A 13,987-nucleotide genomic window follows, 5' to 3' on the forward strand; every position below is an offset into this window, starting at 1 on the left:
GCCTAGCGAGCGCAACCGTGTGCAGACTGGCTAAATAGTGCGAGTGAGCGCGCTGAGGCGGGTGCGCCACTGCTCGAGTCGCCCCGGCTTCTCTGCCAGTTCGGGCCCGTCAATCCACCGAGGGACAATACGGATGCCCTGGAGCGCGTTGAGAACCCACAATTCGGTGCCGTCGAGCTCAGCCGGTGTCACCGCCTCTTCGTGGATATCGAGGCCGAGCGCGCGAGCAAGGGTGAGCACACTTCGCGCAGTCACGCTGTCAATGCGCTCGAATTCCGCCGGAGGGCCGCACAGGATCTCACCGCGCCACCACAACAGCGCGCTGTAAGCGCCCTCGATAACGTAACCCTCATCGGTGAGAAGAACAGCGTCGTCGGCGCCGTGGGCCTGCGCGTCTGCGTTGATCGCACCCATTGCCTCCAGATCGGGCCCCTTGATTGTCGGTGCGGTGCGGGGGTCGTCACCGGCGTAGCTTACGAGGGTCGCCGACCGCTGCAGCTCCGGGGCGGGGCGGAGGTGAAGAAAGAACTCGGCTCCGCGCAGCTCGACGCGGGGAAACCAGGCACCAGCGCGGGGGAGTTGCGCGATCGAAGCCGCAAAAAAATTATCGGCGGCATCGTGCACAGAAGCCGGTACGGCATCCATGAATCGTTGCCGATGAAGGTTGAGCGCCAGCACTGTGCCGGAGTCGACTAGCCACGAATCTGCGACCGTGATCGGCGCTGTGGCAAGAATTTCGGGCGCTACCTCGATCAGTTGGCCTTTCTGCCACCGGTAAATCGCGTTCGCACTCATAGGCTTAGGTTATGCGCTCTCGCGTTCTCTCTGCTGACTTGGCGACCTCTGCCGACCCCGCTGCCGTATTTGCGGAACTAATGGCGACACAGCGCGTTAGCGCGCATGACTCGAGCACCCAGGGTGCGGTCTGGCTAGATAGCGGGGTATCGGCGGTGTCGGGGCGCAGTTATTTGGCAGTGTCCTCACGCGCGGTTCTGAGCACCGAACTTGGGGAGCCAGTTTTTGAGTGGATGCGCCGCGAGTTTATTGCGGCCGACATCGACTTTTCAGATGCGCCGCCCGGATTTCGCCTCGGCTGGGTCGGGTGGCTCGGGTACGAGCTGCGCGGGGAGTCGATGGATGTTGCGATCCGGTCGCACGCTTCCACTCCTGACGCGGCCTGGTTGTGGGTCGACAGGGTGATCGTGGTCGATCACGAGTCGCAGAGCCTCAGTTTGATGGCGCTGGGGGGCGGCTGGACGGGAGAGCTCCAGCAGTGGCGTGAGCAGATGGAAGGCCTTGTGGTGCGTGCGGCACAGTATGGCGACCGCCCCCAGCCGAGTGCTCAGAGCGGTCCACCCGACACAAGCGGCCAGGGCAGCCCAAGCGGCCCACGCGAAGCACCCGTTGCTACCTGGCGAGACAATGACATCCAGTATTTGGAAATGATTGCGCAGTGTCAGCACGCGATCGTTGAAGGAGAGGCCTACCAGCTGTGTTTGACGACCAACGTGCGTGTTGAGCCGGCCGCCGATCCGGTGCAGACCTACCTCGCGCTGCGGGCAGCGAATCCCAGCCACCATGGTGGGTTCGTGCAGGCCGGGGGTGTCGCGCTCTTGAGCTCATCACCCGAGCAGTTCCTATCGATCGACCCAGCCGGGGTGATCGAGACCAAACCCATTAAGGGCACCCGGCGACGTGACTCAGATCCGGTCGAAGACGATCGATTGAAGGCAGAGCTGCTCGCGAGTGACAAAGAACGCGCTGAGAATCTCATGATCGTCGATCTCATGCGCAACGATCTCGGTCGGGTCTGCGAGGTGGGGTCGGTTGTCGTCCCGAAGCTGTTCGAGGTGGAAAGCTATGCGACGGTGCACCAGCTGGTGAGCACCGTAAGCGGGCGCCTCCGGGCCGATGTGAGTACTGTCGAAGCAATCGCAGCCTCGTTCCCGGCGGGTTCAATGACTGGCGCGCCAAAGCACTCCGCCACCCTCATCCTTGACTCTCTTGAGCGCTCTCCGCGAGGCATTTATTCCGGGGTGTTCGGCTTTGTGGGGCTTGACGGTGCTGTTGACCTGGCTATGGTCATCCGCTCCATTGTGATGGATGACCGGGGCTCCACAATTGGGGCCGGTGGCGGTATCACAGCCCTCTCTGTGCCTACCGAAGAACTTGCCGAAGTGAAGCTGAAAGCTGCCGCGCTTCTGGCGGTGTTGGGCGTTCACGCGGAGTGATTCGGCTTTGCGTCCTTGGGTTGGCTAATCTTAGATCTTCCCCGCAACGAATTGAGAGTGTTTACGTGACTGAGCAGCCCAACTTCGCTGGTACACACGATGATCGCGATGCTGCCCCTGACTACGATGTCGCGGCCATCCATGCGAAGTGGCAGGCCAAGTGGGACGAGCTAAAGCCGTTCGCCACCAGCGACCCCAACGACAAGCGGCCCCGCAAGTACATTCTCGACATGTTCCCTTACCCCTCTGGCGACCTGCACATGGGTCACGCTGAGGCATACGCCTTCGGTGATATTGCTGCTCGCTACTGGCGCCAGCGCGGCTTCAACGTGCTTCACCCCATCGGATGGGATTCCTTCGGCCTTCCTGCAGAGAACGCAGCGATAGAGCGCGGCATTGACCCTCGCGGCTGGACTTACGACAACATCGAGCAGCAGAAGAAAAGCATGAAGCTCTACGGAGTTTCGTTCGATTGGGATCGTGTGTTGCACACGAGCGACCCCGAATACTACAAGTGGAACCAGTGGTTGTTCCTCAAAATGTACGAAAAGGGGCTCGCGTATCGCAAGGATTCTTGGGTCAACTGGGACCCGGTAGACCAGACGGTGCTGGCGAACGAGCAGGTTCTCGCTGACGGTACCTCTGAGCGTTCTGGCGCTGTTGTCGTCAAGAAGAAGCTCACTCAGTGGTACTTGAAGATCACCGATTACGCCGACCGTCTGCTCGACGACCTCAACCAGCTTGAGGGTGCCTGGCCTTCCAAGGTGCTCTCGATGCAGCGCAACTGGATTGGTCGCTCGATCGGTGCGGATGTCGACTTCGAGATCGAGGGCGCGGAGCATGGCTCCGCGTCCGGCGCCACAGCGCCGAATCGCACCGTTACGGTCTTTACGACCCGCCCCGACACCCTGTACGGCGTCACCTTCATGGTGGTTGCCCCCGACGGCGATCTTGCTGCCGAACTTGTTGAGAATGCCAGCGACGACGTGAAGGCGTCATTCGCTAGCTACCTTAAGCAGACCCAGAAGCAGACCGAAATTGAGCGCAAGGATGCTAGCCGCACGAAGACCGGCATCCCGCTCGACCGCTTTGCTATTAACCCGGTAACGGGCGAACGTATCCCGATTTGGGCGGCCGACTATGTGCTCGCCGATTACGGGCACGGCGCAGTTATGGCTGTGCCTGCACACGACCAGCGTGACCTTGAATTCGCAATCAAATTCGACCTGCCGGTGCGAGTTGTGCTTGACACGAATGCACCCATCACTGGCGCAATTCCTGTTCTCGAGCTCGACGAAAACGGCATGGCGATCCTTCCGGATGATCTGCCTCCGCTGAATCCCCGCGAAACAGGCACGTCGTTGCAGGGCGATGGCCGCATGATCAACTCTGGGCCGCTTGATGGTCTCAGCAAGAGCAATGCGATCAAGAAGATCGTTGAGCAACTTGAAGCAGCAGGAACGGGCCGGGCGGCAAAGACGTACCGTTTGCGCGACTGGCTGATTAGCCGTCAACGTTTCTGGGGTACCCCCATCCCGATCATCCACGGCTCTGACGGCGAACTGATTCCTGTTCCCTTCGACCAGCTGCCCGTTGAATTGCCATCGACCGAGGGCCTCGACCTGAAGCCCAAAGGCAAATCACCGCTTGCTGCCGCCGAAGAGTGGATCAACGTCACCGACCCGCGCGATGGCAGTCCAGCTCTGCGCGACGCCGACACGATGGACACTTTCGTCGATAGCTCGTGGTACTTCTTGCGGTTCCTTTCGCCGAATGACCCCGACAAAGCGTTTGACCAGGCAGAGGCTGAAAAGTGGGCACCGGTCGACCAATACGTCGGCGGTGTCGAGCACGCGATTCTGCACTTGCTGTACTCGCGCTTCATCACCAAGGTGCTCTTCGACCTTGGCTACGTGAGCTTCACCGAGCCATTCAGTGCCCTGCTCAATCAGGGCATGGTGCTCTCTGAGGGCAAGAAGATGTCGAAGCGCAGCCGTAAGGCCGTCACCTTCTCCGGTGAGATTGCCGAGCATGGCGCCGATGCGCTCCGCTTGACTCTCGCGTTTGCCGGGCCACCCGAGGACAACATCAACTGGGAAGACGTATCGCCTCCCGCATCGCACAAGTTCTTGGCGCGCGCCTTCCGGCTCGTACGAGACGTGACGAGCGCACCCGAAATTGAGTGGAAGACGGGCGATGTTGCTCTCCGTCGCGCCACTCATCGATTCTTGGCCGATGGGCCAGGGCTTGCCGAGTCGCTAAAGTTCAACGTCTTGGTCGCGCGCATCATGGACCTCGTCAACACGACTCGCAAGGTGATCGACACCGGCGCCGGTGGCGAGGATGCTGCGGTGCGTGAAGCCGCAGAAGTCATCACGATCGCCCTCAGCCTGTTTGCTCCGCACACCGCCGAAGAGATGTGGGAGAAGCTTGGCTACGAGCCCACTGTCGCGCTCGCAGGCTGGCGCAAGGCAGACCCGTCGCTTCTTGTTGAGGAGTCGGTTACGGCTGTCGTGCAAGTTGATGGCAAGGTGCGCGATCGTCTTGAGGTATCGCCCAAGATCGATGCTGCGGACCTCGAAGCACTTGCTATGGCTTCTGAAGCGGTCAAGCGCACTGTTGGCGATCGAGAGATCGTGAAGGTTATCGTTCGCGCTCCGAAGCTCGTCAACATCGCGACTCGTCAACAGCCCACCGAAGGATAAGCAACTCCACATTTAGAGACTGCGCGCGTTGGGGCAACCGCGGCGCGCGTAGTTTCTGTGCGTGGAAGAGTTTGTCGTTCTGTCGTTCTGTCGATCTGGCGAATTGTTCGCGACTTGTCAATCGAGTCCGGGGTGCCTAACCAACTAGGATATTCCTCATGACAATCGGCACGCTGCTCCACGACGCATGCCTATACCTTCGTGAGTGGCGTTCACCCCGGTTCAGCGTCGCAGGTTTCGGTACCGACGCCGAGAACGGGCGTACCATCGTCCCCTCAGTAGAAGCGAATTGTTCGTGACACCTCGATCGCAGCACAGCGTTCGTGCTCCTTCTTCGATGATGGCTACCGCTGACGGAAAACGCGAGGGGTGGCTGTCGGCCGTCCGAATACTTTTTGCTTGGTATCTCCTAACTTTTGGTTCGGTGAAGAGTGCGATTGCGGTCGAGGCGCTTCCCGAAACTTACTTCAACCCGCCGCTTGGCCCCTTCATGCTCCTCAACTCGGCGCCGAACGGGATCATTATCTTTGGGCTGCAAGTCGCAGCTACCTTGGGCTTGATGCTCCTCCTTATCGGATATCGCACTGCGCTAGTAAGTTACGTCGTGCCGATCCTTTTCATTGTTTTGGCTGGCATTCGGTTCTCTACCGGCAAAATCGACCACGACGTTCTCCTATACCTCTTGCCGTTATTTCTCGCCCGGTCGTGGGGAACAAGACTCTCACTTCGCCCGGAAAGGTACCTTCCCCCACGGCTTGATGTTCTGGCATTGTTCGTCGGGTTCTTCTTCTTGACCTCCGGAATACTTAAGGCGTCCACCGGTTGGCTCGATCTCGACTACTCGGCAACCGCAGGGTGGCTAGCCTTTTATCAAACCAACTATGGTGTAGAAACTGTTCTTGCAAGCTGGTTGAGCGACTTCTCAGGCGCACCACTCGAACTACTCGACTGGCTAACAGTGCTACTCGAATGTTCGATCCTGCCTCTCCTATTTTTCAGGCGGACGGTAGCAGTTGCCCTCTTGATGTGCTTGTCATTCAACATCGGGGTAGTTTTGCTTTTCGGAATCAACTTTTCCGAACTGTTTCCGGTGTACCTGGCGCTACTTCCCCTTGCCATCAAGGCAGTTGAGAAGCTTACTTACGTGGTGGCCGGGGGACTACTCCTTGCCACCGTCATCATCGCCAACTTGGGACCTCTCATTGGTGGCGCAGTTACTTTTGGGCCGTTTGGTCTGAAGGTGCCCATGTTTTGGGTGTTTGCCTTCCTCATGGGGATTGTCATCGCCTACACCGTTATCAAGTCCTTGAGAACGGAGGCCGGCGCCAACGTTTCGCTCAAGACCAGCATGGTTGTCCTTTCTCTCCTGAGCGTGCCCTTGTTAATCACAGTTCTCTGGACCGAGCCGTACCCTGCGATTATTGGCCCAGGTTTTCGAGGCGGCATCACAGGCGAACTGAAACAAGTGTGGATTAAGGACGGGCAGGAAGTCCGTCCGAGCGAAGTATTCGGAGGGTCTCCATACTCGACGAATATCGGCTTCTATGGATGGCCATCGCCTCAAGGGCAGGGACACGAATATCGACCATGGGATGCCGGCGAAACTCCTGAACTGCCTGAAGGAGTGACGGTTGAGTGGGTACGGGTTCGTTGAACTCGTTGCAGTTGATGCCGAACCAAGCGGCTAGCATATTGCTACGAGGCGCTTGCTCGCCCGCGACTCGTCAACAGCCCACCGAAGGATAAGCAACTCCACATTTAGAGACTGCGCGCGTTGGGGCAACCGCGGCGCGCGTAGTTTCTGTGCGTGGAAGAGTTTGAGCAGGCCAGACGCGCCCGATTGCGGTTGCGCGTCGGGGCAGTCGTTGTGCTCGTGTTGGTCGCGCTTGGCTGCGCAGTGCTCGCCACAGCGCTCACTGCAAGGCCAGAGTCGGCAGAGATCTCGCGGAGTGAGCTGGGGGAGTCTGACGGCGAATTTTCGCACAGTTCACCATCAGTTTTCGTGCATGTCACCGGGGCAGTTGCGCGGCCGGGCCTCTTCGAGCTCGCGGATGGTGCTCGCGTCATTGACGCGATTGCTGCCGCCGGCGGTTTCACTGAGACTGCCAATCGTGAAGAGCTCAATCTTGCGCGGCTGCTGACCGATGGCGAACAGTTTTCCGTGCCCGAAGAAGGCGAGCAGGCGCCGGATGGTGCGGCATCCGATTCGCGAGTGAATCTAAACACGGCAGATGCGGCCGCGCTCGACACACTGCCTAGGGTCGGCCCGGCGATGGCAGCCCGAATCTTGGCGTGGCGGGATGCCAATGGTCGATTCACGACCATCGACGACCTGCGCAATGTCTCCGGATTCGGCGACAAGACATTCGAGGGTCTCCGCGAGCTGATCACTGTATGAGCCTCGATCTGAGGTTGAGCGTCCCGGTCGCTGTCGCATGGTTGGTCGCGGTGCTTCTGATCGGTGTCCCGCAGTGGGCTGTCGCGAGCGCCGTTGTGCTGTGGCTTTCCGCTGGAGTCACGACCGCTGCCGCGCTCGTCTCTCGGCGCCAGTTGTTGGCCAGCTTTGGTCTCGCGTGCGCGCTGGCAGCCCTTTGTTCGACCGCCGTCGCGCTGCACGCAGATCTTCGTCAGCCGGAAGCCCTGAGCGACCTTGCCGCTCGTCACGTCCAGGTAGAAGTGTGGGGCACGACCACCTCCGCAGTTCGTGCCGATCTTGAGTACTTTCAGGCGCAACTGTCATCGGTGATCGTCGACGGGCAGTCGGTGCCCCTGAGTTCTCCTGCGCTGGTCTTTCATGACAGCGATCGGTTCGGCGTGAAGGGTACAAACGGCTCAGAGATGGAGCCGGAGGGCGACGAATGGGGGATTGGAGTCGAGTTCTCAGTCGTAGCTACACTCACGGCAACTGAGCCGGGTGATGGGCGAGCGGTGCTGGTGTTTGCCTCCGAAGACGCGCAGTGGCGGGCCGATCCGGCCGAGTCGATCGAATGGGCTAACCAGCTTCGGCGCACGTTTGCCACCGCAGCCCAGGTCCTCCCCGGCGGTGGTGGGCAACTCATCGGAGGGCTCGCGATCGGCGATACCTCGGCGGTCAACGAAGAGTTGGATGCCGCTATGAAGACCAGCTCGCTGAGTCACCTCACGGCGGTGTCCGGAGCAAACTGCGCGATTGTGGTTGGGCTGATCATGGCCCTTGGTGGCAGACTCGGCGCTCATCGAGTGCTGAGGATCGCGCTCTCCGTGCTCGTGCTACTCGCATTCGTGGTTGTGGTCACTCCAGACCCTAGTGTTCTTCGGGCGGCTCTCATGGCGACACTGGTGCTCATCGCGTTGGGCAGTGGGCGACCGATTCGCGGCATGGCTGTGCTCTCACTCGCCGCGATCAGCCTCCTGGTGTTTGACCCGTGGCTGTCGCGCAACTTCGCGTTCGCGCTGTCGGTCTTCGCAACGGCTGGTCTGCTGCTGTTTGCCGAACCCCTGGCTCAACTGCTGGACCGCTGGTTACCGCGGTGGCTGTCACTCGTCGTGGCAGTGCCGCTCGCAGCGCAACTCGCCTGCCAGCCAGTGCTGTTGCTGTTGCAGCCCACGCTGCCCACCTATGGGGTGCTCGCTAACGTGCTCGCTGCCCCCGCGGCGCCCGTCGCCACAGTGGTGGGTCTGGCGGCCTGTGTGGCGCTCACCGTCTTCCCGCCCCTCGGCATTGGCCTGATATGGATCGCCTGGCTGCCCTCGGCGTGGGTGGCCGCTGTGGCGACCTTCTTTGCGAATGCTCCGGGAACGCGTATCCCGTGGTGGGAGGGCTGGGTAGGTGTCGTCGCGCTCAGTATCATCACCGTGCTACTGCTGGCGGCACTAGTGATGAAACAGCCGTGGCGCCGTCGAGCCCTCTCCGTACTCGTCGTCGTCACAGCGCTCGCGGGCGCTGCTGCCGCAGGCCTCGGGGTGAGCGCGGCGCTGTCCTGGCCCAAAGATTGGCAGTTTGCCCAGTGCGATGTCGGTCAGGGGGACGCTGTAGTCGTGCGCAGCGGAGAGCGAACCGCCCTGATCGACACCGGGCCCGATCCCGAGCGTCTCGACGTGTGCCTCACACGCCTGGGCGTCGACCGAATTGATCTACTGGTGCTCACACACTTTGACCACGACCATGTTGGTGGCGCCGAGGCGGTGCTCGGTCGAGCTGACACTGTGCTGGTCGGCCCGACGGCGTCTGCGCAGGATGTCGCGCTACTCGATGCCTTCGAAGCAGCGGGTGCTCAAGTGCTGCCTGCCAGTACGGGAGATCGCGGCTCGCTCGGTGAGCTGCGTTGGAGCGTGTTGTGGCCAGGCGAGCGACTTGCAGGCATCGATCCAGGAAACGATGCGAGCGTTATCCTTGAGTTTCTGCCTCGGCCCGATTGTGAGCGCCAGTGCCTCAGTTCCGTGTTCCTCGGTGACCTCGGAGAGAGTGCGCAGGCGAGACTCGTGGGCGAGCACAAACTCTCGAGAGTGGATGTCGTCAAAGTCAGTCATCACGGGTCCGCCGATCAATACCCGCCCCTCTATGCCGCGCTCAACGCCACTGTGGGGTTGGTGGGTGTCGGAGCCGAGAACGGCTATGGGCATCCGACTGCCGATGCATTGGGCATGCTCGCCGAGGCCGGGATCCTGGCAATGCGAAGCGACACAGACGGGCTTGTGTTGGTATCGCCGGCGACCCGGCCTGGCGCGGTTCGGTTATGGTCGGAACGGCACGTCGGCGGGCAAGGATAGGCTGGGGTCGCAGTACTAAGTGAGGAGTCTCGTGGCCGCTAAGCCCCCAGCACGATCGCCGGCAAAGTCGAAGGTCGCTATCCCACAATTGACGTGGAACAATGTGCGCCCAGCACCAATCGTGCTCGTCAGTGGCACCGAAGGTTTTCTTGCCGACCGTGCAATTAGGTTGCTGCGCGACACCCTCAAGGTAGAAGACCCCAGCCTTGAAGTGAGCGATCTCGAGGCAGACCAATACGCCCCAGGTGAACTCATCAGTTTGGCGAGCCCGTCGCTTTTCAGCGAGCCGCGAATGATCCGCATCACGAACGTCGAAAAGTGTTCCGACGCCTTCATCACTGAGACGTTGAAGTATCTGGATGCCCCGGCAGACGACACCTATGTGGTGCTGCGTCACGCCGGGGGAGTTCGCGGCAAGAAGCTTCTTGACGCAATCCGTGCAGGCACGGGCGGCGGAATCGAGGTCGTGTGCATCGATCTCAAAAGAGACTCAGATAAGTACGACTTTGCGGCCGCCGAGTTCGCTACCCAACGTCGACGAGTGACGCCGGGCGCACTGCACACTCTCGTGTCTGCGTTCTCCGCTGACCTCGCCGAGCTTGCGGCTGCCTGCCAGCAGCTCATTGCCGACGATGCGGATGAAATTAACGAGTCAACTGTTGCTCGCTACTACTCTGGGCGGGTCGAAACTAGCGCATTTAAGGTTGCTGATTCTGCGATCGCGGGTCGTTCAGGCGAGGCTCTTGTCTTGTTGCGTCATGCGCTGGCCTCTGGGGCAGACCCGGTGCCGATCGTGGCTGCGTTCGCCTCCAAGGTTCGAACGATGGCGAAGCTCTCCGGCGGCTCAATGTCGTCGGGTCAGGCAGCGAAGACTTTCGGGATGGCACCGTGGCAAGCAGAGCGCGCTATGAAAGATTTGCGGGGCTGGAGTGATGCGGGGCTTGGCTCCGCCATTGAGGCAATTGCCGATACGGATGCTCAGGTCAAAGGTTTGGGGCGCGACCCTGTCTTTGCGCTTGAACGCATGATCTCTGTCGTGGCGGCTCGCGGCATCCGCTAGCTAACTGCGGCGCTCGACGACATACGCCCTAGCGACATACGCCCTAGCGACAAGCGACCTAACCGCAAGCGACTCAACAACATACGCCCCAACCGCAAGCGACCTAACAACAAACGCCCCCAGCCGCGAACGGTGGGGGCGTTTGTTGTGTTCGGCGGTATGCCGATCAAAGGTCTTTAGAGTGCTGCAACCTGCTTGGCGATGGCCGACTTGCGGTTCGCTGCCTGGTTCTTGTGTAGGACGCCTTTGCCGGCGGCCTTGTCGAGCGACTTGGCGGCGACCTTCAGGTTCGCGAGCGCGGTGTCTTTGTCGCCAGCCTTGATCGCTGCGCGGGTTGCGCGGATGGCGGTCTTGACCTGGCTCTTGACCTGGCGGTTGCGGTCTTGTGCCTTCTTGTTGGTGCCGATGCGCTTGATCTGCGACTTAATATTTGCCACGTTGAGGTGCTTTCTTGTTTGTGGATCAGAGATGGTGGGCGGCCGTGGAAGAGAATCGGTGTTCTGATTCCCGGCCGCGATGCGCATACTGTTCGACGAAGAACCATATGCATAAGCCAACAGGCAACATTACCAGCGCGGTGGAGCTATGGCAATTGCGGAGCAATTGTGCGACCCCAGCGCCGGGCAAACTACGTTTGCTCGGGCTCTTGCGGAGCCTCCCAAGTCAAAACAAACCAAGTTTGCTCGGACTCCTAAGCCTACCCTTCAACGTTACTGCAACTGAGGTTTCACTGCCTGTTTGCCACGCCATGCACCTCGGCCTCAAACCCATACCTACTCGTTATCCGCCTACGGTTCCGGGGGTTACCCCGATTCCTCGGCCGCTCTCTGTTTTCTATCGTTTAGGTATGACTTCTTCAACTATTTCTGATTCCGCTTTTGATTCGTCCTTAGTGGCGCTTGCCGCGACAGACCAAGATGGCGCACGTGCGAACTCGACACCCGACGAGCAAGCTATGCCGACCGATACTGCACTTCCAGCATCCACCCAGCAGGGTTCGTCACTTCCAGCATCCGCCCCTTGCGCTTCTCGCACGATGAGCATTCTCGCTTTGAGCTTGGGTATTGCGTCGTTCTTCTTCGCTCAAAGTGTCGTCGTGCCTCTGGCTGCCGTCGTTTTGGGCGTGTTTGGCCTTCGGGATGAGCCCGCGGGACGCAGCTTCTCTATCTGGGGAATTGTGTTGGCGTCCGTCGCTACTTTCGGCTGGGTTGTTGTTGTGGTTGCCGGCGCGTTGATTTCGCTGCCGTTTCTCTTCTTCGCCGCGTCCTAGAGCCCCTTAGAGTCGACGTAGCGGCCGCCTAACCCTATGTCTGCCTGTCGTTTGAGCCACGTGCGCGCAGGATCGTCGCGCACGTGGGAGAATTGGGCGGATGTCTCCTCGCGCCTCTTACACACTTGAGCCTGCTTCGACCGATCCTGCGTTTATCCGCAACTTTTGCATCATTGCGCATATCGATCATGGCAAGTCCACCCTCGCTGACCGCATGCTGTCGGTCACGGGGGTTGTCAGCGACCGCGATATGCGGGCCCAGTACCTCGACCGTATGGATATCGAGCGTGAGCGCGGCATCACGATCAAGAGCCAAGCTGTTCGCATGCCGTGGGCTCTCACTGATGAGAACGGCAAAGAGCAGTCGTATGCGCTGAACATGATTGACACGCCTGGCCACGTTGACTTCACCTATGAGGTGTCGCGTTCGCTGGCTGCCTGTGAGGGCGCAATTCTTTTGGTGGATGCGGCGCAGGGCATTGAGGCACAGACGCTCGCAAACCTCTATTTGGCGATGGAGAACGATCTGACGATCATTCCGGTGCTGAACAAAATTGACTTGCCTGCTGCTGATCCCGACAAGTACGCCGACGAGATCGCTGGTCTGATCGGCTGCGATCCTTCGACGGTTCTCCGTGTATCTGGCAAGACGGGGGTTGGCGTTTCTGAGCTGCTCGATGAAGCAACACGGTTGATTCCTGCCCCGGTTGGCGACCCATCCGCTCCTGCCCGCGCAATGATTTTTGACTCGGTTTACGACTCGTATCGTGGAGTTATTACCTACGTCCGCATGATTGACGGCAAAATGTCGCCGCGCGAAAAGGTCATGATGATGTCGACGAAGTCGGCTCATGAATTGCTTGAGATCGGTGTGAGCTCGCCTGAGCCGACACCGACGAAGGGTCTCGGCGTCGGTGAGGTGGGTTATCTCATCACCGGTGTGAAGGATGTTCGCCTCAGCAAGGTCGGTGACACGGTCACTAACTTCGCCAAGCCGTCGACGCAGCCGCTTAAGGGTTATTCCGAGCCGAAGCCGATGGTGTTCTCGGGCCTCTACCCCATTGACGGTTCCGACTATCCGGTGCTGCGTGAGGCACTCGACAAACTGAAGCTGTCAGATGCTGCTCTCGTCTACGAACCTGAGACGTCTGTTGCGTTGGGTTTCGGTTTCCGTTGTGGATTCTTAGGGTTGCTGCACTTGGAGATCGTGCGTGAGCGTCTTGAGCGCGAGTTCAACCTCGACATGATTGCCACCGCTCCTTCGGTAATCTACGAAGTCATTGGCGATGACAAGAATGTCACTACCGTCACGAACCCCAGTGAGTTCCCTGGCGGAAAGATCGCTAGTGTAAGCGAGCCGATGGTGAAGGCATCCATTTTGACTCCAAAGGACTTTGTCGGAACGGTTATGGAGCTCTGCCAGTCACGTCGCGGCACCATGCAGGGCATGGAATATGTCGGCACCGACCGTGTTGAGCTTCACTACACGATGCCTCTCGGCGAGATTGTCTTCGACTTCTTCGATCACTTGAAGAGCCGCACGCAGGGCTACGCCAGTCTCGACTATGAGCCCAGCGGTCATCAAGAGGCCGATCTCGTGAAGGTCGACATTCTGCTTCAGGGTGAAGCTGTCGATGCGTTCAGCGCGATTGTGCACCGCGAAAAGGCGTATACCTATGGCGTGCTGATGACCGAGCGTTTGAAGAATCTGATCCCGCGCCAGCAGTTTGAGGTTCCCATTCAGGCCGCAATTGGCGCACGTATTATTGCTCGTGAGTCGATTCGGGCGATGCGCAAAGACGTTTTGGCTAAGTGTTATGGCGGCGACATTAGTCGCAAGCGCAAGCTCCTCGAGAAGCAAAAAGAGGGCAAGAAGCGCATGAAGATGGTCGGTCGCGTCGAGGTTCCGCAGGCTGCCTTTATTGCGGCACTGTCTGGTGAAGTCGAAGCCGGCAAAGAGAAGAAGTAGGCG

The 13,987-nt window shown here is 59.7% G+C and carries 10 protein-coding genes; 8 read left to right on the forward strand and 2 right to left on the reverse strand.

Annotated elements, in window-relative coordinates; translation table 11 throughout:
- Window positions 1-30: 30 nt before the first annotated feature.
- A complete protein-coding gene (locus tag ABD112_RS00245) occupies window positions 31-795 on the reverse strand; it encodes an aminotransferase class IV (protein ID WP_343922138.1) in 765 nt (254 codons plus the stop codon).
- 11 nt (window positions 796-806) lie between these two features.
- On the opposite strand from ABD112_RS00245, the gene ABD112_RS00250 reads away from it, so the two are divergent.
- From ABD112_RS00250 to holA, 6 genes are all read left to right on the forward strand, one after another.
- Complete coding sequence (locus ABD112_RS00250) at window positions 807-2,231, forward strand: anthranilate synthase component I family protein (RefSeq protein ID WP_343922139.1); 1,425 nt, start codon at window positions 807-809, stop codon at window positions 2,229-2,231.
- Window positions 2,232-2,296: 65 nt separating this feature from the next.
- On the forward strand, window positions 2,297-4,936 hold the full coding sequence (gene leuS / locus ABD112_RS00255) for a leucine--tRNA ligase (protein WP_343922141.1): 2,640 nt from the start codon (window positions 2,297-2,299) through the stop codon (window positions 4,934-4,936).
- A 295-nt stretch (window positions 4,937-5,231) separates the two neighbouring features.
- On the forward strand, window positions 5,232-6,590 hold the full coding sequence (locus ABD112_RS00260; RefSeq protein ID WP_343922143.1) for a hypothetical protein: 1,359 nt from the start codon (window positions 5,232-5,234) through the stop codon (window positions 6,588-6,590).
- A 153-nt stretch (window positions 6,591-6,743) separates the two neighbouring features.
- On the forward strand, window positions 6,744-7,334 hold the full coding sequence (locus ABD112_RS00265; protein WP_343922145.1) for a ComEA family DNA-binding protein: 591 nt from the start codon (window positions 6,744-6,746) through the stop codon (window positions 7,332-7,334).
- The gene (locus tag ABD112_RS00270) at window positions 7,331-9,685 is read left to right on the forward strand and encodes a ComEC/Rec2 family competence protein (RefSeq protein WP_343922146.1); all 2,355 of its coding nucleotides are present in this window, start codon (window positions 7,331-7,333) and stop codon (window positions 9,683-9,685) included. The genes ABD112_RS00265 and ABD112_RS00270 overlap by 4 nt, the downstream gene beginning before the upstream one ends.
- A 31-nt stretch (window positions 9,686-9,716) precedes the next feature.
- Window positions 9,717-10,745, forward strand: coding sequence for a DNA polymerase III subunit delta (gene holA / locus ABD112_RS00275; protein WP_343922147.1), 1,029 nt, complete (start codon window positions 9,717-9,719; stop codon window positions 10,743-10,745).
- A 176-nt stretch (window positions 10,746-10,921) separates the two neighbouring features.
- Here the strand turns inward: holA and rpsT are convergent, their stop codons facing one another.
- Window positions 10,922-11,182, reverse strand: a complete 261-nt coding sequence (gene rpsT / locus ABD112_RS00280; RefSeq protein ID WP_343922148.1) for a 30S ribosomal protein S20 — start codon at window positions 11,180-11,182, stop codon at window positions 10,922-10,924.
- A 410-nt stretch (window positions 11,183-11,592) separates the two neighbouring features.
- Here rpsT and ABD112_RS00285 point away from each other — a divergent pair, with 410 nt between their 5' ends.
- Together ABD112_RS00285 and lepA are read left to right on the forward strand one after the other, a co-directional pair.
- Window positions 11,593-12,015 (forward strand): DUF4190 domain-containing protein, encoded by a 423-nt coding sequence (locus ABD112_RS00285; RefSeq protein WP_343922149.1) that lies wholly within the window; start codon window positions 11,593-11,595, stop codon window positions 12,013-12,015.
- A 100-nt stretch (window positions 12,016-12,115) separates the two neighbouring features.
- Complete coding sequence (gene lepA / locus ABD112_RS00290) at window positions 12,116-13,984, forward strand: translation elongation factor 4 (protein ID WP_343922150.1); 1,869 nt, start codon at window positions 12,116-12,118, stop codon at window positions 13,982-13,984.
- Window positions 13,985-13,987: the final 3 nt, after the last annotated feature.

Origin of the sequence: Rhodoglobus aureus, assembly GCF_039527955.1 — a bacterium.
GTDB lineage: Bacteria > Actinomycetota > Actinomycetes > Actinomycetales > Microbacteriaceae > Rhodoglobus > Rhodoglobus aureus.

What these genes read in the sequence shown, in the direction of transcription:
- lepA (WP_343922150.1), top strand. Translation starts at nt 12,116, where the DNA reads ATGTCTCCTCGCGCCTCTTACACACTTGAGCCTGCTTCGACCGATCCT.
- ABD112_RS00245 (WP_343922138.1), bottom strand. Translation starts at nt 795, where the DNA reads ATGAGTGCGAACGCGATTTACCGGTGGCAGAAAGGCCAACTGATCGAG.
- ABD112_RS00285 (WP_343922149.1), top strand. Translation starts at nt 11,593, where the DNA reads ATGACTTCTTCAACTATTTCTGATTCCGCTTTTGATTCGTCCTTAGTG.
- ABD112_RS00270 (WP_343922146.1), top strand. Translation starts at nt 7,331, where the DNA reads ATGAGCCTCGATCTGAGGTTGAGCGTCCCGGTCGCTGTCGCATGGTTG.
- ABD112_RS00250 (WP_343922139.1), top strand. Translation starts at nt 807, where the DNA reads ATGCGCTCTCGCGTTCTCTCTGCTGACTTGGCGACCTCTGCCGACCCC.